Source organism: Leptolyngbya sp. NIES-2104 (assembly GCF_001485215.1).
GTDB lineage: Bacteria > Cyanobacteriota > Cyanobacteriia > Leptolyngbyales > Leptolyngbyaceae > Leptolyngbya.
Genome location: NZ_BBWW01000001.1, coordinates 1274395 through 1288731, shown reverse-complemented (window position 1 = coordinate 1288731; position 14337 = coordinate 1274395). Strand labels below are relative to the sequence as shown.

Sequence of the window (14337 nt, the reverse complement as noted above, 5' to 3'; positions counted from 1 at the left end):
CAGGGAGTAGAACAGTAATTCTACTCCCTTTGAAAGTCCTTGTTTGTTTGACTATGCTGCATCCCAAATGATCAACCGAATCGGAGTCGGATTATAAGCATTACAAGGATTGTTAACTTGAGGACAGTTAGAAATCAACACCATCAAATCCATTTCTGCCCGCAGTTCTACAATCTTGCCCGCTTCAGAAATGCCATCTACAATCTCTAAGCGTCCGTCCTCGTTCACCGGAACGTTCATGTAGAAATTGATGTTGCTAACTAAATCGCGCTTGTTCATTTCATACTTGCTCAGTTCCAGCAAATAGTTCTCAACACAAGCATGAAGATGCTTTTTATGTAACCCGTACCGCACCGAGTTACTTTCCATACTGCAAGCTCCCCCGATCGTGTCGTGCTTGCCACACTCATCATCGGTAATCGTCGCCATCACGTTTCCTTCGTTCGAGATCAACTGCGTCCCCGTGGTGATAAAAATGTTGCCTTGACGAACCACCGTATCAGGAGCGCTATACCGCTCAGATGAATCATGAGCATTGTAAAACAGGGTATCTACTGCCTGATTGCCCATCAGATCAATAATCCGCAGCGTTTGACCTTTTTTCAGAATCCGCGACCAAGGCTGACGGGCAGGAACAACCTCATCATAAATTGCAGAAGCCGGATCAAGTTTTGTTTGAAGTGTCGCAACCATTGTGATGTTCTCCCATTAATCTAGACTTGAGCAAACAAAGCATCAGTGTTCTGAAAAGCGCGAATCGCTTCTGGGCAAGAGGTTCGACACAAATCATCCTCGCTCGGAGCCGGAGACTTCCAAACGGTTAATTGAATTGATTTTGGCTTGTACTCATTGCTCGGATACAAGACATGTGGACAGTTCGACACGATCACTAATACATTCATTTCTGCCCGCAAATCGACAAAGCTTCCAGGCTGCTCGACTCCTTCAACGTACTTCAAATCACCATTCGGAGCGATCGCAACACGACTGAACAAATTCACGTTCGGCATCAAATCTTTGCGGGTCAACCCTCGTTTGCCGAGTGCTTTCAGAAAGTTATTGCGCGAATTGTTAAAGTCACCTTCTCCATACTTTGCGGTGTTGCTTGCTGCATTGCTACAGCCACAAATCAAGTCATGATAGCCAGATGTGTCTTCGGTGATGGAAAACAACACTCGTCCCATGTCTGAATAAAGCAGCTTTCCTTTTTGTAGAAACGCATTGAACTGAATCTTCGAGGTATCTGCCACGTTTAATCGCTCGATCGCATTATCCGCGTTGTAGCACACGATCGAGACTCCCTGAGATCCTTCTAAATCAGTGATCCGCAGCGTGTTGCCTCGCTGAATCACCGAATGCCAGTACGCGCCACCGGGTAGCTTTTCATCGAGCAAAATCAGGCTTGGATCGATCGTCGTCATCGGTGTAGAAACAGTTTGCACCATAGCATTCTCCAGAATCTGAACGGTTCCGACTCAAAACAGCGAAGCCCAGGAGATACCACGACAGACGACTGTATGGCTCTCCCGGGCTTTTATCCCGCCGTGTGACCGAATCTTTAGATCCGGCTGCTTCTCTCGGTCCAGTCATTCGGATCGAATCGGAACCCTAGAAGCTTACCCCTATTTAGCTTGCAATTCTTAATCGTTAATCTGCTTAACTCCTCGTTAGTCTAGCACTCTAAATCGGGAAGTCAAGCGATCGAGAATATTTTCTTGAGTCGCATTAATATGGCTACAAACTAACAATTCTCTACAAAGTAGTAATCGATACAAACCCGTTGAAAATCGCTTGCTACTGTAATCGAATCAAGCCGCTTAGCGCGACAGAATTCAAGTGCGATCGCGGTTTCAAAACTTAATTTGCTTCTAGGGTTCCGGTTCTTTGAACGTCTGGTCCGAGAGAAGCAAGCTAACCCGAATGTTAGCTACACGGCGGGAGAAAAGCCCGGGAGAAACTTTCAGTCGATACAAAAGACTGACAGGTTTCACCTGGGTTTTTCTATTCGTAACTCGATCGTTTGTCGCTAACTGCCCGCTCCGTTGTTCAAGATCTTTGAAACGAAAATCGCCTTATGAAAGCGAAAACGATCGTAACGTCCTGCCTGCTGTTTCTAGCCGCTGCTTTTCTGGTAGTTGGCTGTACAAATCCCGCTGTTTATATTCAGACCACAACTCAAACCGAAGCCGCTTCTGCCGCGACCACTGCGGATACTGTTCGACTGGGTTTTAGTGCTTGGCCCGGTTGGTTTCCCTGGCAGATTGCTCAAGAGCGAGGCATTTTCAAAACGAAATCAGCCAATGCTGAACTGCGCTGGTTTGACGGATATTTGGAATCGATTAATACACTGACCGCAGGACAAATTGATGCCAATAGCCAAACGCTCGGAGATACAGTCAATTCGATCTCTGGTGGTGCAGATCAAGTTATTGTCTTGGTCAATGATAACTCTACCGGAAATGACAAGATTATTGTGCGTGAAGGCATCAATACGATCGCAGATCTCAAAGGCAAAAAAGTTGCAGCCGAAGAAGGAACCGTTGATCATTTTCTATTGTTGTTAGGCATGAGAAAGGCAGGACTTTCGCCTCAAGATATTCAATTTGTGCCACTAGAAACTGGGAGAGCTGCCGCCGCGTTTGTGGCAGGTCAAGTTGATGCGTGCGCGGTGTTTGCACCCTTTACCACTCAAGCACTTAAACGACCAAACAGTAAAGAACTCTTTAGCTCTAAAGAGTTTCCGGGTGCGATTTCAGATCACTTAGTGGTAAATCGCAAGTTCCTGTACGAAAAGCCAGAGCAAGTTCAAGCCTTGATCGATGCTTGGTTTGCCACGCTCGATTTTATCAAAACGAATCAGGCGCAAGCTTACGAAATTATGGCAAGACGAGCAGGCGTGTCGATCGAGGAATACAAACAATACGCGGATGGCACCCGACTCTTCACGCTCGAAGAAAACCTCAAAGCCTTTCAGCCAGGAAGTGATATGACATCACTGCTGTATGCCGCTGACGAAATGAGCCAGTTTCTAATGGATGTTGGACTGGCGAAAACCAAGCCGAATACCCGCTTATTGTTCGACGATCGCTTCGTGAAAGCCCACGCTCAGAACAAAAAACTCGCCAAAGCTGCCTGATCCTATGATGCAAAATTCCTCACCTCGATCGATTCAATCGCTGATCAAGCCCAAAACCATGAAACCTACTGTGTTTTGGCGCTTAGCGGAAGATATTCCTCGATCGCTGTATACGACCTTGACGGTGTTATCGATCGTTCTGCCCCTGATACTTTGGTGGGCAGTGACAACGTTTGGCAACATTGATCCGAAGTTCTTACCTTCCCCTGCAAATGTGCTAGAAGCATTCGGGCGATTGTGGAGTACTCGCGAACTGTTAAAAGATACGGTTGCAAGTTTGTGGCGCGTTGGCGTTGGGTTCTTGCTGGCTGCACTGCTATCGATTCCGATCGGGGTGCTGATGGGAAGCTTTCCCAGCATTCGGGCGCTCTTAGAGCCATTGTTTGGATTGATGCGGTATATGCCTGCACCAGCATTCATTCCGCTGTTAATTCTGTATCAGGGCATCGATGAAGCACCGAAAATTACGCTGATTTTTATCGGGGTGTTTTTCTTCAATTCGCTGATGGTGATGGACACTGTGAAGTTTGTGCCCAAGGATTTGATCGAAGCAACTTATATGCTGGGTGGCAATCGTCGCGAGGCGCTCACACAGGTAATTTTGCCACACGTTCTTCCAGGAATTCTTGATGCTTGTCGAATCAATTTAGCCGCCGCTTGGCAGCTTGTGATTGTTTCAGAATTGATTGCTGCAACCGAAGGATTGGGACGGCGTATCAGTGTTGCAGGTCGCTTTCTTAGAACCGATGAAATTTTTGTCGGTCTGATTGTCATCGGTGTGATTGGTTTGGCATTCGACCTACTGTTTCAGTATCTATTGCGCGTCACTTGTAGTTGGGCAAGTCAGAAACGATAACCTTCACTAAAGGAGAATGAATCGATGTTTTTGCAAATTAGCAATCTCAACAAGCAGTTTCAGACCAAAAACGGAACACTCGTCGTTCTGAAGGATATCGACATGGATATCGAGCAAGGTGAATTTGTTTGTGCGGTGGGTGCATCTGGCTCAGGAAAATCAACGCTGCTGCGTCAAATTGCTGGACTGGATATGCCGACGACCGGAGAAGTTCGGATCGAAGGCAGACGCATCACAGGTCCGGGTCCCGATCGCGGAATGGTGTTTCAACATTACACGCTGTACCCGTGGATGAGTGTTCAGGAAAATACCGAGTTTGGGCTAAAACTGCAAGGTGTCCCGAAAAAGGAACGCCGCGAACAGGCAAGCTACTATCTGAACATTGTGGGACTCTCAAAGTTCGGCAAAGCTTTACCAAAAGAGCTATCTGGCGGGATGAAACAACGAGTCGCGATCGCCCGCGCTCTCGCGTCAGAACCGAAGATGCTGCTGATGGATGAACCCTTTGGCGCTCTCGATATTCATACGAAAGAATCGATGCACGACTTCATGATCGATTTGTGGCGGCGCACTGGCATTACCATTTTCATGATTACGCACGATGTTGAAGAAGCGGTGTTTCTCTCGAATCGCATCTTCGCTTTAGGAGCGCGTCCGGGCACGGTTCGCAAAATTATGCAGATTGACCTACCGGAACGGGCGACTTCAGTAAAGCGAAATTCTCTGTTTCACGACTATCGTGATGAACTGATGGAACTGTTACGCAAGCATGGGCAAGAAGCAGTTGCCGTCTAAATCTAGATCGGTTGGAGAAAGCTGTGAAAGTGCCATACTCGAACTTTCACAGCTTCTTTGGTTATGCAGATTTCAGAGATGCCATGTCGATCGAGAAGCGGTACTTCACATCGGACTTGAGTAAGCGATCGTAAGCTTCGTTGACTTGCTGAATTGGGATCACTTCAACATCAGAAGTAATATTATGTTCGCCGCAAAAATCAAGCATCTCTTGAGTCTCAGCAATGCCGCCGATGTTAGAGCCAGAGAGATTGCGCCGCCCCATGATCAAGCTGAACGCTGCAATTTCCAGAGGCTTTGGAGGTGCACCCACGAGCGTGATATTGCCATCGCGAGTCAGCAAGTTAAGATAAGCGTTAATGTCATGATCGGCAGCGACTGTATCAAGAATGAAGTCAAAACTGCCTGCGTGCTGCTGCATCTCATCGGCGTTACGGGAAACTACGACTTCATCCGCACCCAGTCGCAGCGCGTCTTCTTTTTTGTTGGGAGACGTAGTAAAGACGACAACATGCGCTTCCATCGCACGAGCAAACTTCACCCCCATATGCCCCAATCCGCCAAGACCCACTACGCCTACTTTTTTACCCTCAGTGACTCCCCAATGACGCAGTGGTGAATAAGTCGTGATGCCTGCACACAAAAGCGGCGCAACACTAGCCAAATCGAGATTTGGGGGCACACGCAGCACAAAGCGTTGATCAACGACGATGCCATCCGAGTAGCCTCCGTAGGTTACTCCTCCTAGATGTTTGTCTGGGGAGTTGTAGGTCAGAGTCAGACTTGGGCAGAACTGCTCAAACCCTTCTTTGCACTGGCGACAGGTACCATCCGAATCGACCATGCAGCCAACTCCAACCAGATCGCCAGACTTAAACTGAGACACGGCTGAGCCAACTTGCGTAACGCGACCCACAATTTCATGACCAGGAACGATCGGGTAAACCGTAGGCACACCGCTCCACTCGTTTCGCACCATATGCAGGTCAGAATGACAGATGCCGCAAAAAAGGATTTCAATCTGGACATCGGTTTCGGTCAGGTCACGACGCTCGATCGTGTCGGCAGCGAGCGATGCAGTTGCACTGGCAGCAGAGTAAGCTTTTGAGTTGTACATAAATTCAGGCTCCTGTCGTTGATGCTTGTGTAGGCAGAGGATGTTGTTGCGGGTCGCGACTGCAAATCATCGCTGTCCTCTGATAATCATTCATCTATCTTCTGGAGCAAGTGATACCAAATCAATCTGGTATGAGTCAGGTTCTTTATGGACGTACTCTGACTTTGATCTTAGAAACGTTTCCACCTGCTCATGGCAACCTCTGCGCAACATAGCTCCCAAGTTCCAAACACAATAAGCCCAGCACCGTACTCCCTGTCCAATACAAAGCAATCAACTGCCAATTCCCGGTTTCTAGTAGTCTTCCAAGATCCAAAGTGTAAGTAGAAAACGTTGTGTATGATCCTAGAAACCCGACTGCAACAATCAACCGCACCTCTGGAGAAGTAATCCTTCGATCGACAGCAAGGCTGGTGAAAAAGCCCATGATCAATGCACCAGAAAGATTGATGAAAAACGTGGCGAACGGAAAAGCAGTTCCAAGCCAGTGATTCACGATCGCCGAAAGAAAGTAACGGCTCAAGGCTCCTGGAACCGCACCGAAGCTAATGGCGATCGGCACTCTAATATTGCCATTCGGGGAACGTAAGATTGACCCGCCTTTTTGCGACCCATTCACGATACGGTTCTCCATAAAAGCAATTTGGCAAATGCAACCCCGATTCCAAGACAAATGCCACCCAAGATCGAACTACCTAGCCAGTAGAACAAAGCTTTGGCGCGATTACGTCCTCGGAGCAACACTGAAGTATCAAGTGCATAGGTCGAAAACGTAGTGTAGGAACCGAGAAATCCTGTCGTGATCAGGAGCTGCAATTCTAGCGACGTGATAAAGTGCTCGATCGCAAGAGTCGCAAAGAAGCCCATCAACAGTGACCCAGTGAGATTGATAGAAAATGTTCCATAGGGAAAATCGTCTCCGAGCCATCGACTTAATAGAACCGTTAGATAGTAGCGGCTTAATGCACCGGGAATCGCTCCCAAACTCACTGCAATTGACGTACTCAGCATCGAATCTGACGAGTTGAGCAATCCGAATATTCCAAACGACAGCAAGATCGGTGAACGAGCAATCATGACCAGCTCCTGAAACAGAACAATGTGAGAGACAGGTCACACTTCTAGTAATTAGATTTCAGAACATTGTTCATTACGCCAAAGGTACTATCGAACCAACTCAGTAGATTGATCACATCTTGAATCAGTCGAGGCGGTCGGGAGACTAAGGTATCGATCGCAGTTAATCGATCGAAATCAATCTGCACTTCTCCCGATCGCTTTTGTCCTTGCGCATCATAAAAATCAATTCCAGCAGTCTGCATCACTTTAATCAATTCCTGTGCAATCACGCCATAGCCGACTGTCGTTGCGTGAATACCATCGAGCGAGAACAATCCACCTTCAATCCGTCCGCGTGCATTCGAGCGGAAAAAGCGTGAATCAGGAACAGGGTTCAAAGCTTGAAGTGCAGGCGGTAGTTCATACGGAGACCACCACTCTGGCTGTACTTGAGGTTGATTAAAAAAGCGGCGTGATGCTAATCGATCGAGCACTTCTACCATTTCAAATAAGTACCAATCTTTTCCTTGCTTGCGACCTTCTCGAACTGCGTTCGCAATTGAATCATTGTATTGATCGATCGCACTATCGATCGCTCTTGCTTCATTTGCAGTTAAATGAGGATGCTTAGAAGGTTTGAAAGGTTCATCTTTGATCCAGAACAACGTGTAATAGGGAAAATAGCGGGATTGGGGAGTCACTTTCTCACCGACTCCACGGGCAAAAGGAACGATCGTGACGTGCGGGACTGTACACCAAATGACGTGACGGGCGCGAATTTGCTTCACTTGTTCGACAATTTGATCAAGCTCTGCCTGAAAGTGAATCGGTCGCCAAACCGTGTAGCGATCGTTAATATCCATGTCATCGTAACCCACATCCGACCATTGCACATTGAACGTCAGAATACTTCCTAAAGCATTGTTTGCACCGATAAAAATAATCAGCGTCTCAATTTCTTCATCCGACAAAGCTTGTGCAGCTTGAAGCGGTGATAGTGCTTTTCCATTTGCATCGCGTGCTGTGTTCAAGACACGAACTGCCGAACGTTCATTGTGATGATCCACCACTTGTCTAATGAAGTTATCTTTTAGTGGACTGCTGCGTAAGATATCCAGACAAATATCAGCATTGCGAGACAAAGTATTCCGCAAATCCCAACCATAGACAGCTAGATTATGATTGATTTCACCTCTAGCTGAGAATTGAGATCCGGCTCCACGCTCCCAGAAGTCCTCACTTTGGTCTAGAAACTTTCGTGTTTCCAGCAGTGCAGAGGGAATTTTCCACCAGGTTAGCTCATCGCCTACTTGCTTTTCTAAATTTCGAGCTAACGCTTCTAGATTGAGCGGTAAGCCATCTCCTGGACTGTTGTAGGTGGGATAGCGAAACTCTTTCCAACCCAGTTCATGAGCAATCATCGCCGCATAGGAAAGATCCGTGTGAAAAATTGCACCACTTTGAAACCCATGCGTGAGCGAATCTCCGATCGTCACTAATCGATGTTTCGGGGTACTTTGTCGATCGACTTGCACTGGAATGCCCAAGGTCGGATCAGATTCAGGTTGACGCGGCTCTGCTCGAATGATGACATCGGGTGGAGTCTTATCATCAATCATCGCTGAATTTACGGTTTTTGCCATAATCCTCTCCTCAGTACGCCAAAACGCTGTATCAGCCAATTTAAGTAAACAAGCAATCGCCACTTTTGATCGATTTCTCAATTTATATTTACTCAAGTCGATTTTGAAGGTTAAAAGACTTTTACGATCGTGATACCTGCTATTGCCTGTAAGACTTCGCGCTTTAGCCGTCGATACTGATCGAAGATTAACTTCTCATGAAGTTCCCCGTTGAGCATCTACGCAATCCTTCTAAATGCCCATGTTATAGATGCAACAAGAGTTCCGGGAAGTCCCCTCCCATCGATTAAACCTGTTTGGAACCGCGCTTTGCCGCCCAGTGTATCGCAAGTAACTTCAAAGTTCTTGCTGAGAAATCAGAAACCGCCCTCCATTTTTAGGTAAATCGGTCAAGCGTTTCATGTTTAAAAACAGTTTGCAGAACGGAGTCGGGCTGAACGACTACCGGAATTTCTCGATGTCTTTCGCTCAAAGCAGTGATGAAATCTTTTACAACCGGGGGCAAGGCGGGTTACATCCTCGATCGAGCAATTTTCTCACACCTCGAATGGCTCGATTTAGTCCTTTCTCCATCAGTAGCAATACGGCTTCTAGCCCCAGAGTGCAAGCAACTACTAGCACAACTGATCCCGGCAATACGCGATCGACCGCGCATGATCTCGGTACCTTAACCTGGGGAGTTCGCAACTGGTCAGACAGTATCAGCCGCACAGACACCAACGACTTTTTCCGATTCAATCTTGTGAGTGCTGGCAATCTCAATCTATCGCTGAACAATCTCAGTGCAGATGCCGATTTGCAACTGTTAGACAGTTCAGGAACCACGATCGCAACCTCGAATCGATCGGGCACAAGCAATGAACCGATCGTGCGAATGTTGAGCGCTGGAACGTACTTTATCCGGGTCTACTCGTTCAACGGCGCGAACAGTACGCCTTACACCTTATCGATTAATGCAGGTGGGGCAGGAGACGGCACTACTGATACCATCACTGGAACATTCAGAGCCGATCGCTTTACCGTTCGCCCCACTGCTACTCGAACGGTCATTTCTGGTTTTGGAAACGTCGATTTTGGGAGCGGTTCTCGCGATCGATTAGATCTTTCATCGATCGCATCCACTAGCGTAAGCCTCAATTTTGCCAATTCTGGTTCGGGCGGAGTTGCTTACAATTCGGGAACAGGAAGCCGTATTTTTGATGCGATTAACTTCAGCGATGGACGGCAGATTTTATTTGAAGGAATTGACGCGATTCAATTTGCCGATCGCACAATCAATCTTTCTGTCACCACGAATGATCCCTTGTTCAATCAGCAGTGGAACTTATTCATGATGGGCGTTCACAATGCGTGGCGTTTTACAACTGGTTCTACAGGAGTCTCAATCGGTGTGCAAGACACTGGACTCGCAACTGATCGCAATGGCAGAATTCACGCAGATTTGAGGCTGACGGGCAATCCAGCAAACAACTACTATGACGAGGACATCGATCGCGGCGATGACTCACATGGAACGGCTGTTCAATCGGTAATCGCGGCAGCGACCAATAATGGCATCGGCATGAGTGGGATCAACTGGAATTCTCAAGTTTTTCAAGTCGATGTCCTGGGTGGGGATGCGACCGATCACTCACTGGTTCAAGCAACCCAGACGCTGATCACTGAAGCAAATCGCACAAATCAGCGTTTGGTGATCAACATGAGTTTGGGCTGGTCTACCTTTGGCATTACTGACTTGTATCCTGCTCTGAACGAAATGGTAGCGAACAATCCAAATGTGTTGTTTGTGATTGCTGCTGGTAATACTGGGAATGTAGGGCGAGAAGGGCTTGCTTATCCTGCGACGTTGGCATCACTGTACGGCAATGTGATTGCTGTCGGAGCGTCTTGGGGAACCGTCGATCGAGATGGTATTCCGCGTGATCCAGGTCAGCGACTTGAATATGACTGGTGGGGATCACAGTATGGCAATGGACTGACGCTGATGGCACCGACGGAAGTAGTAGCAGCGAGAGGAAACGGGTTGACTGTCAGTGATTACTTTATGGGAGAAGGCGATCGCTTTAATGGCACATCTGCCGCAGCGCCAAATGCATCGGGTGTCGCTTCTCTGGTCTGGAGCGCCAATCGTAATCTGACTGCCGCTCAAATCAAGCAGATTCTATCTCAGAGCGCGATCGATTTAGGAACAACGGGATACGATCGCTTCACTGGGAACGGAATGGTAAATGCGGATGCAGCCGTCCGTCGAGCAATGGCACTCAATCGCGGATTTGCTTGATCGGATCACTGAACCTTTCGGGGTGCGACGGGCAAACCGTTCTACCCGTCGCACCCCGTACTCCTTGCCAGCCTAATGAATCTCTCTAATTGAACTTGAGAACAATCAAATGTCTCTCTCCGGAGGCAGAGTCTCTCTCTAAATAGTGACCACTCAAGATAGATCCCTCTACTTCAAGATTCAACCTAGAATCTTCCTACTAATAAAACCCGTCGTAGCATCACAAAGCCACAACGGACATTGATCATAATATTGAGGCTTGGCAAGAGGCATGATTCGAGTCATTTTAATTGAAGACCACGATTTGACCCGTGTGGGGATTCGAGCGGCTCTACAGCAAAGAGAAGGGTTTGAAGTCATCGGAGATGCTCGTGATGCTAAGTCAGGGCTAAGATTGCTCAGAACTTCTCAGCCCGACGTGGCGATCGTGGATATCGGGCTTCCAGATTCCACTGGAATTGATCTCACGCAACAGTTTAAACAAGCTCAAGCAGCGGGAGAATCTCCCAATACGAGAATCCTGATTATGACCATGCAGGATAGCGAAGATACCGTTCTAGCAGCGTTTGCTGCGGGGGCGGATTCTTACTGCATGAAAGATGCCAGCATTGATAAATTAGCTCAAGCAATTCAGACAACCGCAGGCGGAAATGCTTGGATCGATCCCGCGATCGCACGAGTGGTTCTCCATCAAACCCAAAAAGCTTACACTTCTAATCAACAATCGCCCGAAGCAGCAACGATTTCGATTAATCGACTGTCGGACGAAGATTTTATTCCAGCTTACCCACTGACAGAGCGCGAATTAGAAGTCTTGAAGCTGATTGTCGATGGTTGCAGTAATGCTCAAATCGCAGAAAAGCTATATATCACTGTTGGAACCGTGAAAACTCACGTTCGGAACATTCTGAACAAGCTCTGTGCTGATGATCGAACCCAAGTTGCGGTTCGTGCGTTGAGAACGGGATTAGTCCAGTAGTTTAAGCCAGGGTGCATCACGGATGAATTTCATCCGATTCGCCCTGGATTAAGCGGTTAACGCTTCAATGCGAGACAGCAATTGAGTAAAGTCGATCGGCTTTTGAATATATCCGTTCGCACCTGCATCTAATCCAGGCTGTACCTGCATCCTGTCGTGAGCAGAGATGAGCAAGATCGGCAGAGTGCGATTGTTCGATCGAATCTCTTGCGTGACTTCCAGCCCGTTCATTCCTGGCATCATGACATCTAGCAAAACTAGATCAGGTAATGAGCACTGAAGTCGATCAAGGGCAATGCTGCCACTATTTGCAACCTCGACCTCGAAACCTTCTGCCTCTAGGAAAACTTGCAACAATAATAAGTTATCTGCGGTATCATCAACTGCCAGTATTTTACGCCCTTTTCGCTCTAACACAGCTTTAACCCTTCACATAAGATTAAACAGTCGTTACAGAATTGTTATTCTGATTACCTTTAATAGTTGCTTTTCTTTAGTGAAAACCAGTCATACCCTAGAAAGATTTTGTGCTGATTCGCTGTACTGATCCTAATCTCTTTCTTTCGGGACTTATCGATCGATAAACATTTTTCTACTCTAATGAATGTTACTAATCCATGCAGTGGAGAAAATTTTATGACAACCAGTATTGAACAACCCAAGAGCAAAAATGGTGCGCTTTGGACAGGGATTTTATTGATTGCATTAGGAGTGGGATGTGCGGTTGCGCCTGTGTTCTCAACTTTGGTGAGCGAGACCTGGATTGCACTAATCGTCTTATCCGCAGGTTTCACAAAGCTCGTTTACGCGGTACAAACTCGTGAGCAAGGTGGATTTCTCTGGAAGATTTTGTTAAGTGCGCTCTATATTGCGACTGGCGTGATGCTGTTGGTTGCTCCTTTGACTGGAGTCTTGACGCTGACCTTGTTGCTAGGTAGCTTCTTGCTGGCAGAAGGTGGATTTGAGCTTGTTCTAGCACTTCGTCTACGTGACAAGGCGAACAACTGGCTGTGGCTGCTTGGAAATGCGATCGTGACCGCAGGTTTAGGAGCTTATATCTGGTTTCAATATCCGTTTAATGCACCTTGGTTGCTTGGAACGTTGGTCGGTGCGAGCATCTTTGCGAGTGGTTTGTCACGGGTGATGTTTTCTCTGAATCCTCAATCTCAACCCCAGAATCCTGCAACTTCTGCATAGGTGGGATTTAGATGTTAGAGGGTATTTGAGAAGTATAAAAAGCCTTTCCGCTTCGATTGCATCCCGCCCTGAAATGAATTTCGGGATAATGGTGGAAAGTCTACTTCAGTAGACTAAGAGTTATTTTCAAATTCTTAGTCCTTTTTAAAGGACTTGCACCGATTAGCCCGAAATTCATTTCAGGGCGGGATGTGGCAACGAACGATAACTTTCTCAAACATCTTCTTAGCGGCTGAATAATTCTCGATCGATAAAGTTCACGCCGCCGAGCTTTTCTTCGACTTAAAAAGCTAGATCTGTCTCCGAGAATCAGAGAGATCTAGCTTTTTTAATTGTGAATACCAGAAAAATCATAAGTTTCTATGACGCGAATTGCATCAATGTGCTGAAAATCGCGTAATATCTCAAAGGTTTTTTTCATTGCTTCTTATGTCCAAGTTTCTCAATCTCGGTGTTTTACTTGCAAGCGTTAGTTTTCTTGCTGTATCGTCTCCCGCAAAAGCTGAAGTCGTGACCCGCTGCCAAATTCAGCCGCGTGAAAATCAGCCCAGTCCTTTGGGGATGCGTAATCTGCTCGATGTCGAAGAAAAAGGCGGAGATGTCACATTCAGATATGTGAATTTGCCCAGTCCGGTCAGCGCGGATCAGCCTCCGGTGACGATCGAGCAAGAACGCACGATGATTTTCTACAGGACCACATTGGCAGCCGCCCGCGATCGAATGCTGAAAGATCCGAAGTACTTGACTGAACTTCGCGGATTTAGCGATCCTCAAGGCTTCAAACCGATCAATGATCTGTTGGTGTGTCGCCAGGAAGGATCTCAGGCGAGAGCGTCGATCGCTGAACTCGCAGATGGTTCTTATCGAGTCTGGAATGGTGCACCTTCTTTCAATGTGACTGATCAACAATTGCTTGAGAAAGGAGCTTATACTTTCCTGTTTACCAAAACTGGAAATAAGATTGTTGGGTTCTTTGCGCGTCCAAGTGATGATTCAATGTGCATCACAGGAACCGTTCAAGGTAATACAGTCACTGGGGTTGTGAATCCTCCCGCTCGATTTGCGAATCCTGCTGCTAGACAGAATCGAGCATTTGATCCGGCTGGATATCTAAAGCTTGCTGCATGGAGCGATCGAGGCAATTTAGGATCATATAGTCCCTCGACGTTGAATCTCTCCAGCTTCAATCGCATCAATATTGGTTCTCGGAAAGCTCCGACGCTGTGCCGCTAGAAAAAATGGGATGGATCATTCCATCCCATTCGCACTACCAA

The 14337-nt window shown here is 47.2% G+C and carries 14 protein-coding genes and 2 riboswitches; of the genes, 7 read left to right on the top strand and 7 right to left on the bottom strand.

Annotation, left to right across the window (positions count from 1 at the left end; translation table 11 throughout):
• Positions 1-51 precede the first annotated feature (51 nt).
• Positions 52-693 (bottom strand): urea amidolyase associated protein UAAP2, encoded by a 642-nt coding sequence (locus NIES2104_RS05905; protein WP_058996659.1) that lies wholly within the window; start codon positions 691-693, stop codon positions 52-54.
• Between the two features lie 20 nt (positions 694-713).
• Positions 714-1445 (bottom strand): urea amidolyase associated protein UAAP1, encoded by a 732-nt coding sequence (locus tag NIES2104_RS05900; protein ID WP_058996656.1) that lies wholly within the window; start codon positions 1443-1445, stop codon positions 714-716.
• Between the two features lie 76 nt (positions 1446-1521).
• A riboswitch (guanidine-I (ykkC/yxkD leader) is annotated at positions 1522-1623 on the bottom strand.
• Between the two features lie 234 nt (positions 1624-1857).
• A riboswitch (guanidine-I (ykkC/yxkD leader) is annotated at positions 1858-1956 on the top strand.
• Positions 1957-2074: 118 nt separating this feature from the next.
• Between NIES2104_RS05900 and NIES2104_RS05895 the strand changes: the two genes are divergently transcribed.
• Genes NIES2104_RS05895 through NIES2104_RS05885 form a run of 3 tightly spaced genes read left to right on the top strand, consistent with a single transcriptional unit; the run spans position 2075 to position 4787 of the window.
• Complete coding sequence (locus tag NIES2104_RS05895) at positions 2075-3136, top strand: ABC transporter substrate-binding protein (protein ID WP_058996654.1); 1062 nt, start codon at positions 2075-2077, stop codon at positions 3134-3136.
• A 4-nt stretch (positions 3137-3140) separates the two neighbouring features.
• Positions 3141-3992, top strand: coding sequence for an ABC transporter permease (locus NIES2104_RS05890; protein ID WP_058996652.1), 852 nt, complete (start codon positions 3141-3143; stop codon positions 3990-3992).
• A gap of 24 nt (positions 3993-4016) precedes the next feature.
• Positions 4017-4787 carry an ABC transporter ATP-binding protein gene (locus NIES2104_RS05885; RefSeq protein ID WP_058996649.1) on the top strand — a complete coding sequence of 257 codons (771 nt, stop codon included), beginning with the start codon at positions 4017-4019 and terminating at the stop codon, positions 4785-4787.
• A 61-nt stretch (positions 4788-4848) separates the two neighbouring features.
• On the opposite strand, the gene NIES2104_RS05880 is transcribed toward NIES2104_RS05885, so the two are convergent.
• The 4 genes from NIES2104_RS05880 to NIES2104_RS05865 form a co-directional block, all read right to left on the bottom strand.
• A complete protein-coding gene (locus tag NIES2104_RS05880) occupies positions 4849-5904 on the bottom strand; it encodes an NAD(P)-dependent alcohol dehydrogenase (protein WP_058996647.1) in 1056 nt (351 codons plus the stop codon).
• A gap of 190 nt (positions 5905-6094) precedes the next feature.
• On the bottom strand, positions 6095-6523 hold the full coding sequence (crcB, locus tag NIES2104_RS05875) for a fluoride efflux transporter CrcB (RefSeq protein ID WP_225895209.1): 429 nt from the start codon (positions 6521-6523) through the stop codon (positions 6095-6097).
• Positions 6520-6981: a fluoride efflux transporter CrcB gene (gene crcB, locus NIES2104_RS05870; protein WP_082689937.1), complete on the bottom strand. Its 462-nt coding sequence runs from the start codon at positions 6979-6981 to the stop codon at positions 6520-6522. Before crcB (NIES2104_RS05870) ends, crcB (NIES2104_RS05875) begins: the two co-directional genes overlap by 4 nt.
• A 44-nt stretch (positions 6982-7025) precedes the next feature.
• Positions 7026-8606 carry a hypothetical protein gene (locus tag NIES2104_RS05865; RefSeq protein ID WP_058996642.1) on the bottom strand — a complete coding sequence of 527 codons (1581 nt, stop codon included), beginning with the start codon at positions 8604-8606 and terminating at the stop codon, positions 7026-7028.
• 400 nt (positions 8607-9006) lie between these two features.
• On the opposite strand from NIES2104_RS05865, the gene NIES2104_RS05860 reads away from it, so the two are divergent.
• Together NIES2104_RS05860 and NIES2104_RS05855 are read left to right on the top strand one after the other, a co-directional pair.
• Positions 9007-10887 (top strand): S8 family serine peptidase, encoded by a 1881-nt coding sequence (locus tag NIES2104_RS05860; protein WP_058996639.1) that lies wholly within the window; start codon positions 9007-9009, stop codon positions 10885-10887.
• A gap of 271 nt (positions 10888-11158) precedes the next feature.
• Positions 11159-11866: a response regulator transcription factor gene (locus NIES2104_RS05855; protein ID WP_058996637.1), complete on the top strand. Its 708-nt coding sequence runs from the start codon at positions 11159-11161 to the stop codon at positions 11864-11866.
• A 48-nt stretch (positions 11867-11914) separates the two neighbouring features.
• Here NIES2104_RS05855 and NIES2104_RS05850 read toward each other — a convergent pair whose 3' ends face one another.
• Positions 11915-12283, bottom strand: a complete 369-nt coding sequence (locus NIES2104_RS05850) for a response regulator transcription factor (protein WP_058996636.1) — start codon at positions 12281-12283, stop codon at positions 11915-11917.
• Between the two features lie 219 nt (positions 12284-12502).
• Here NIES2104_RS05850 and NIES2104_RS05845 point away from each other — a divergent pair, with 219 nt between their 5' ends.
• Both NIES2104_RS05845 and NIES2104_RS05840 read left to right on the top strand, forming a co-directional pair.
• On the top strand, positions 12503-13063 hold the full coding sequence (locus NIES2104_RS05845) for an HdeD family acid-resistance protein (RefSeq protein WP_058996635.1): 561 nt from the start codon (positions 12503-12505) through the stop codon (positions 13061-13063).
• A gap of 429 nt (positions 13064-13492) precedes the next feature.
• Entirely contained in the window at positions 13493-14296 is an 804-nt protein-coding gene (locus tag NIES2104_RS05840; protein WP_058996634.1) for a hypothetical protein, read from the top strand.
• The last annotated feature ends 41 nt before the right edge of the window (positions 14297-14337 follow it).

Coding starts and splice junctions, on each gene's coding strand:
- NIES2104_RS05905 (WP_058996659.1), bottom strand. CDS start 693: ATGGTTGCGACACTTCAAACAAAACTTGATCCGGCTTCTGCAATTTAT.
- NIES2104_RS05900 (WP_058996656.1), bottom strand. CDS start 1,445: ATGGTGCAAACTGTTTCTACACCGATGACGACGATCGATCCAAGCCTG.
- NIES2104_RS05895 (WP_058996654.1), top strand. CDS start 2,075: ATGAAAGCGAAAACGATCGTAACGTCCTGCCTGCTGTTTCTAGCCGCT.
- NIES2104_RS05890 (WP_058996652.1), top strand. CDS start 3,141: ATGATGCAAAATTCCTCACCTCGATCGATTCAATCGCTGATCAAGCCC.
- NIES2104_RS05885 (WP_058996649.1), top strand. CDS start 4,017: ATGTTTTTGCAAATTAGCAATCTCAACAAGCAGTTTCAGACCAAAAAC.
- NIES2104_RS05880 (WP_058996647.1), bottom strand. CDS start 5,904: ATGTACAACTCAAAAGCTTACTCTGCTGCCAGTGCAACTGCATCGCTC.
- crcB (WP_082689937.1), bottom strand. CDS start 6,981: ATGATTGCTCGTTCACCGATCTTGCTGTCGTTTGGAATATTCGGATTG.
- NIES2104_RS05865 (WP_058996642.1), bottom strand. CDS start 8,606: ATGGCAAAAACCGTAAATTCAGCGATGATTGATGATAAGACTCCACCC.
- NIES2104_RS05860 (WP_058996639.1), top strand. CDS start 9,007: ATGTTTAAAAACAGTTTGCAGAACGGAGTCGGGCTGAACGACTACCGG.
- NIES2104_RS05855 (WP_058996637.1), top strand. CDS start 11,159: ATGATTCGAGTCATTTTAATTGAAGACCACGATTTGACCCGTGTGGGG.
- NIES2104_RS05845 (WP_058996635.1), top strand. CDS start 12,503: ATGACAACCAGTATTGAACAACCCAAGAGCAAAAATGGTGCGCTTTGG.
- NIES2104_RS05840 (WP_058996634.1), top strand. CDS start 13,493: ATGTCCAAGTTTCTCAATCTCGGTGTTTTACTTGCAAGCGTTAGTTTT.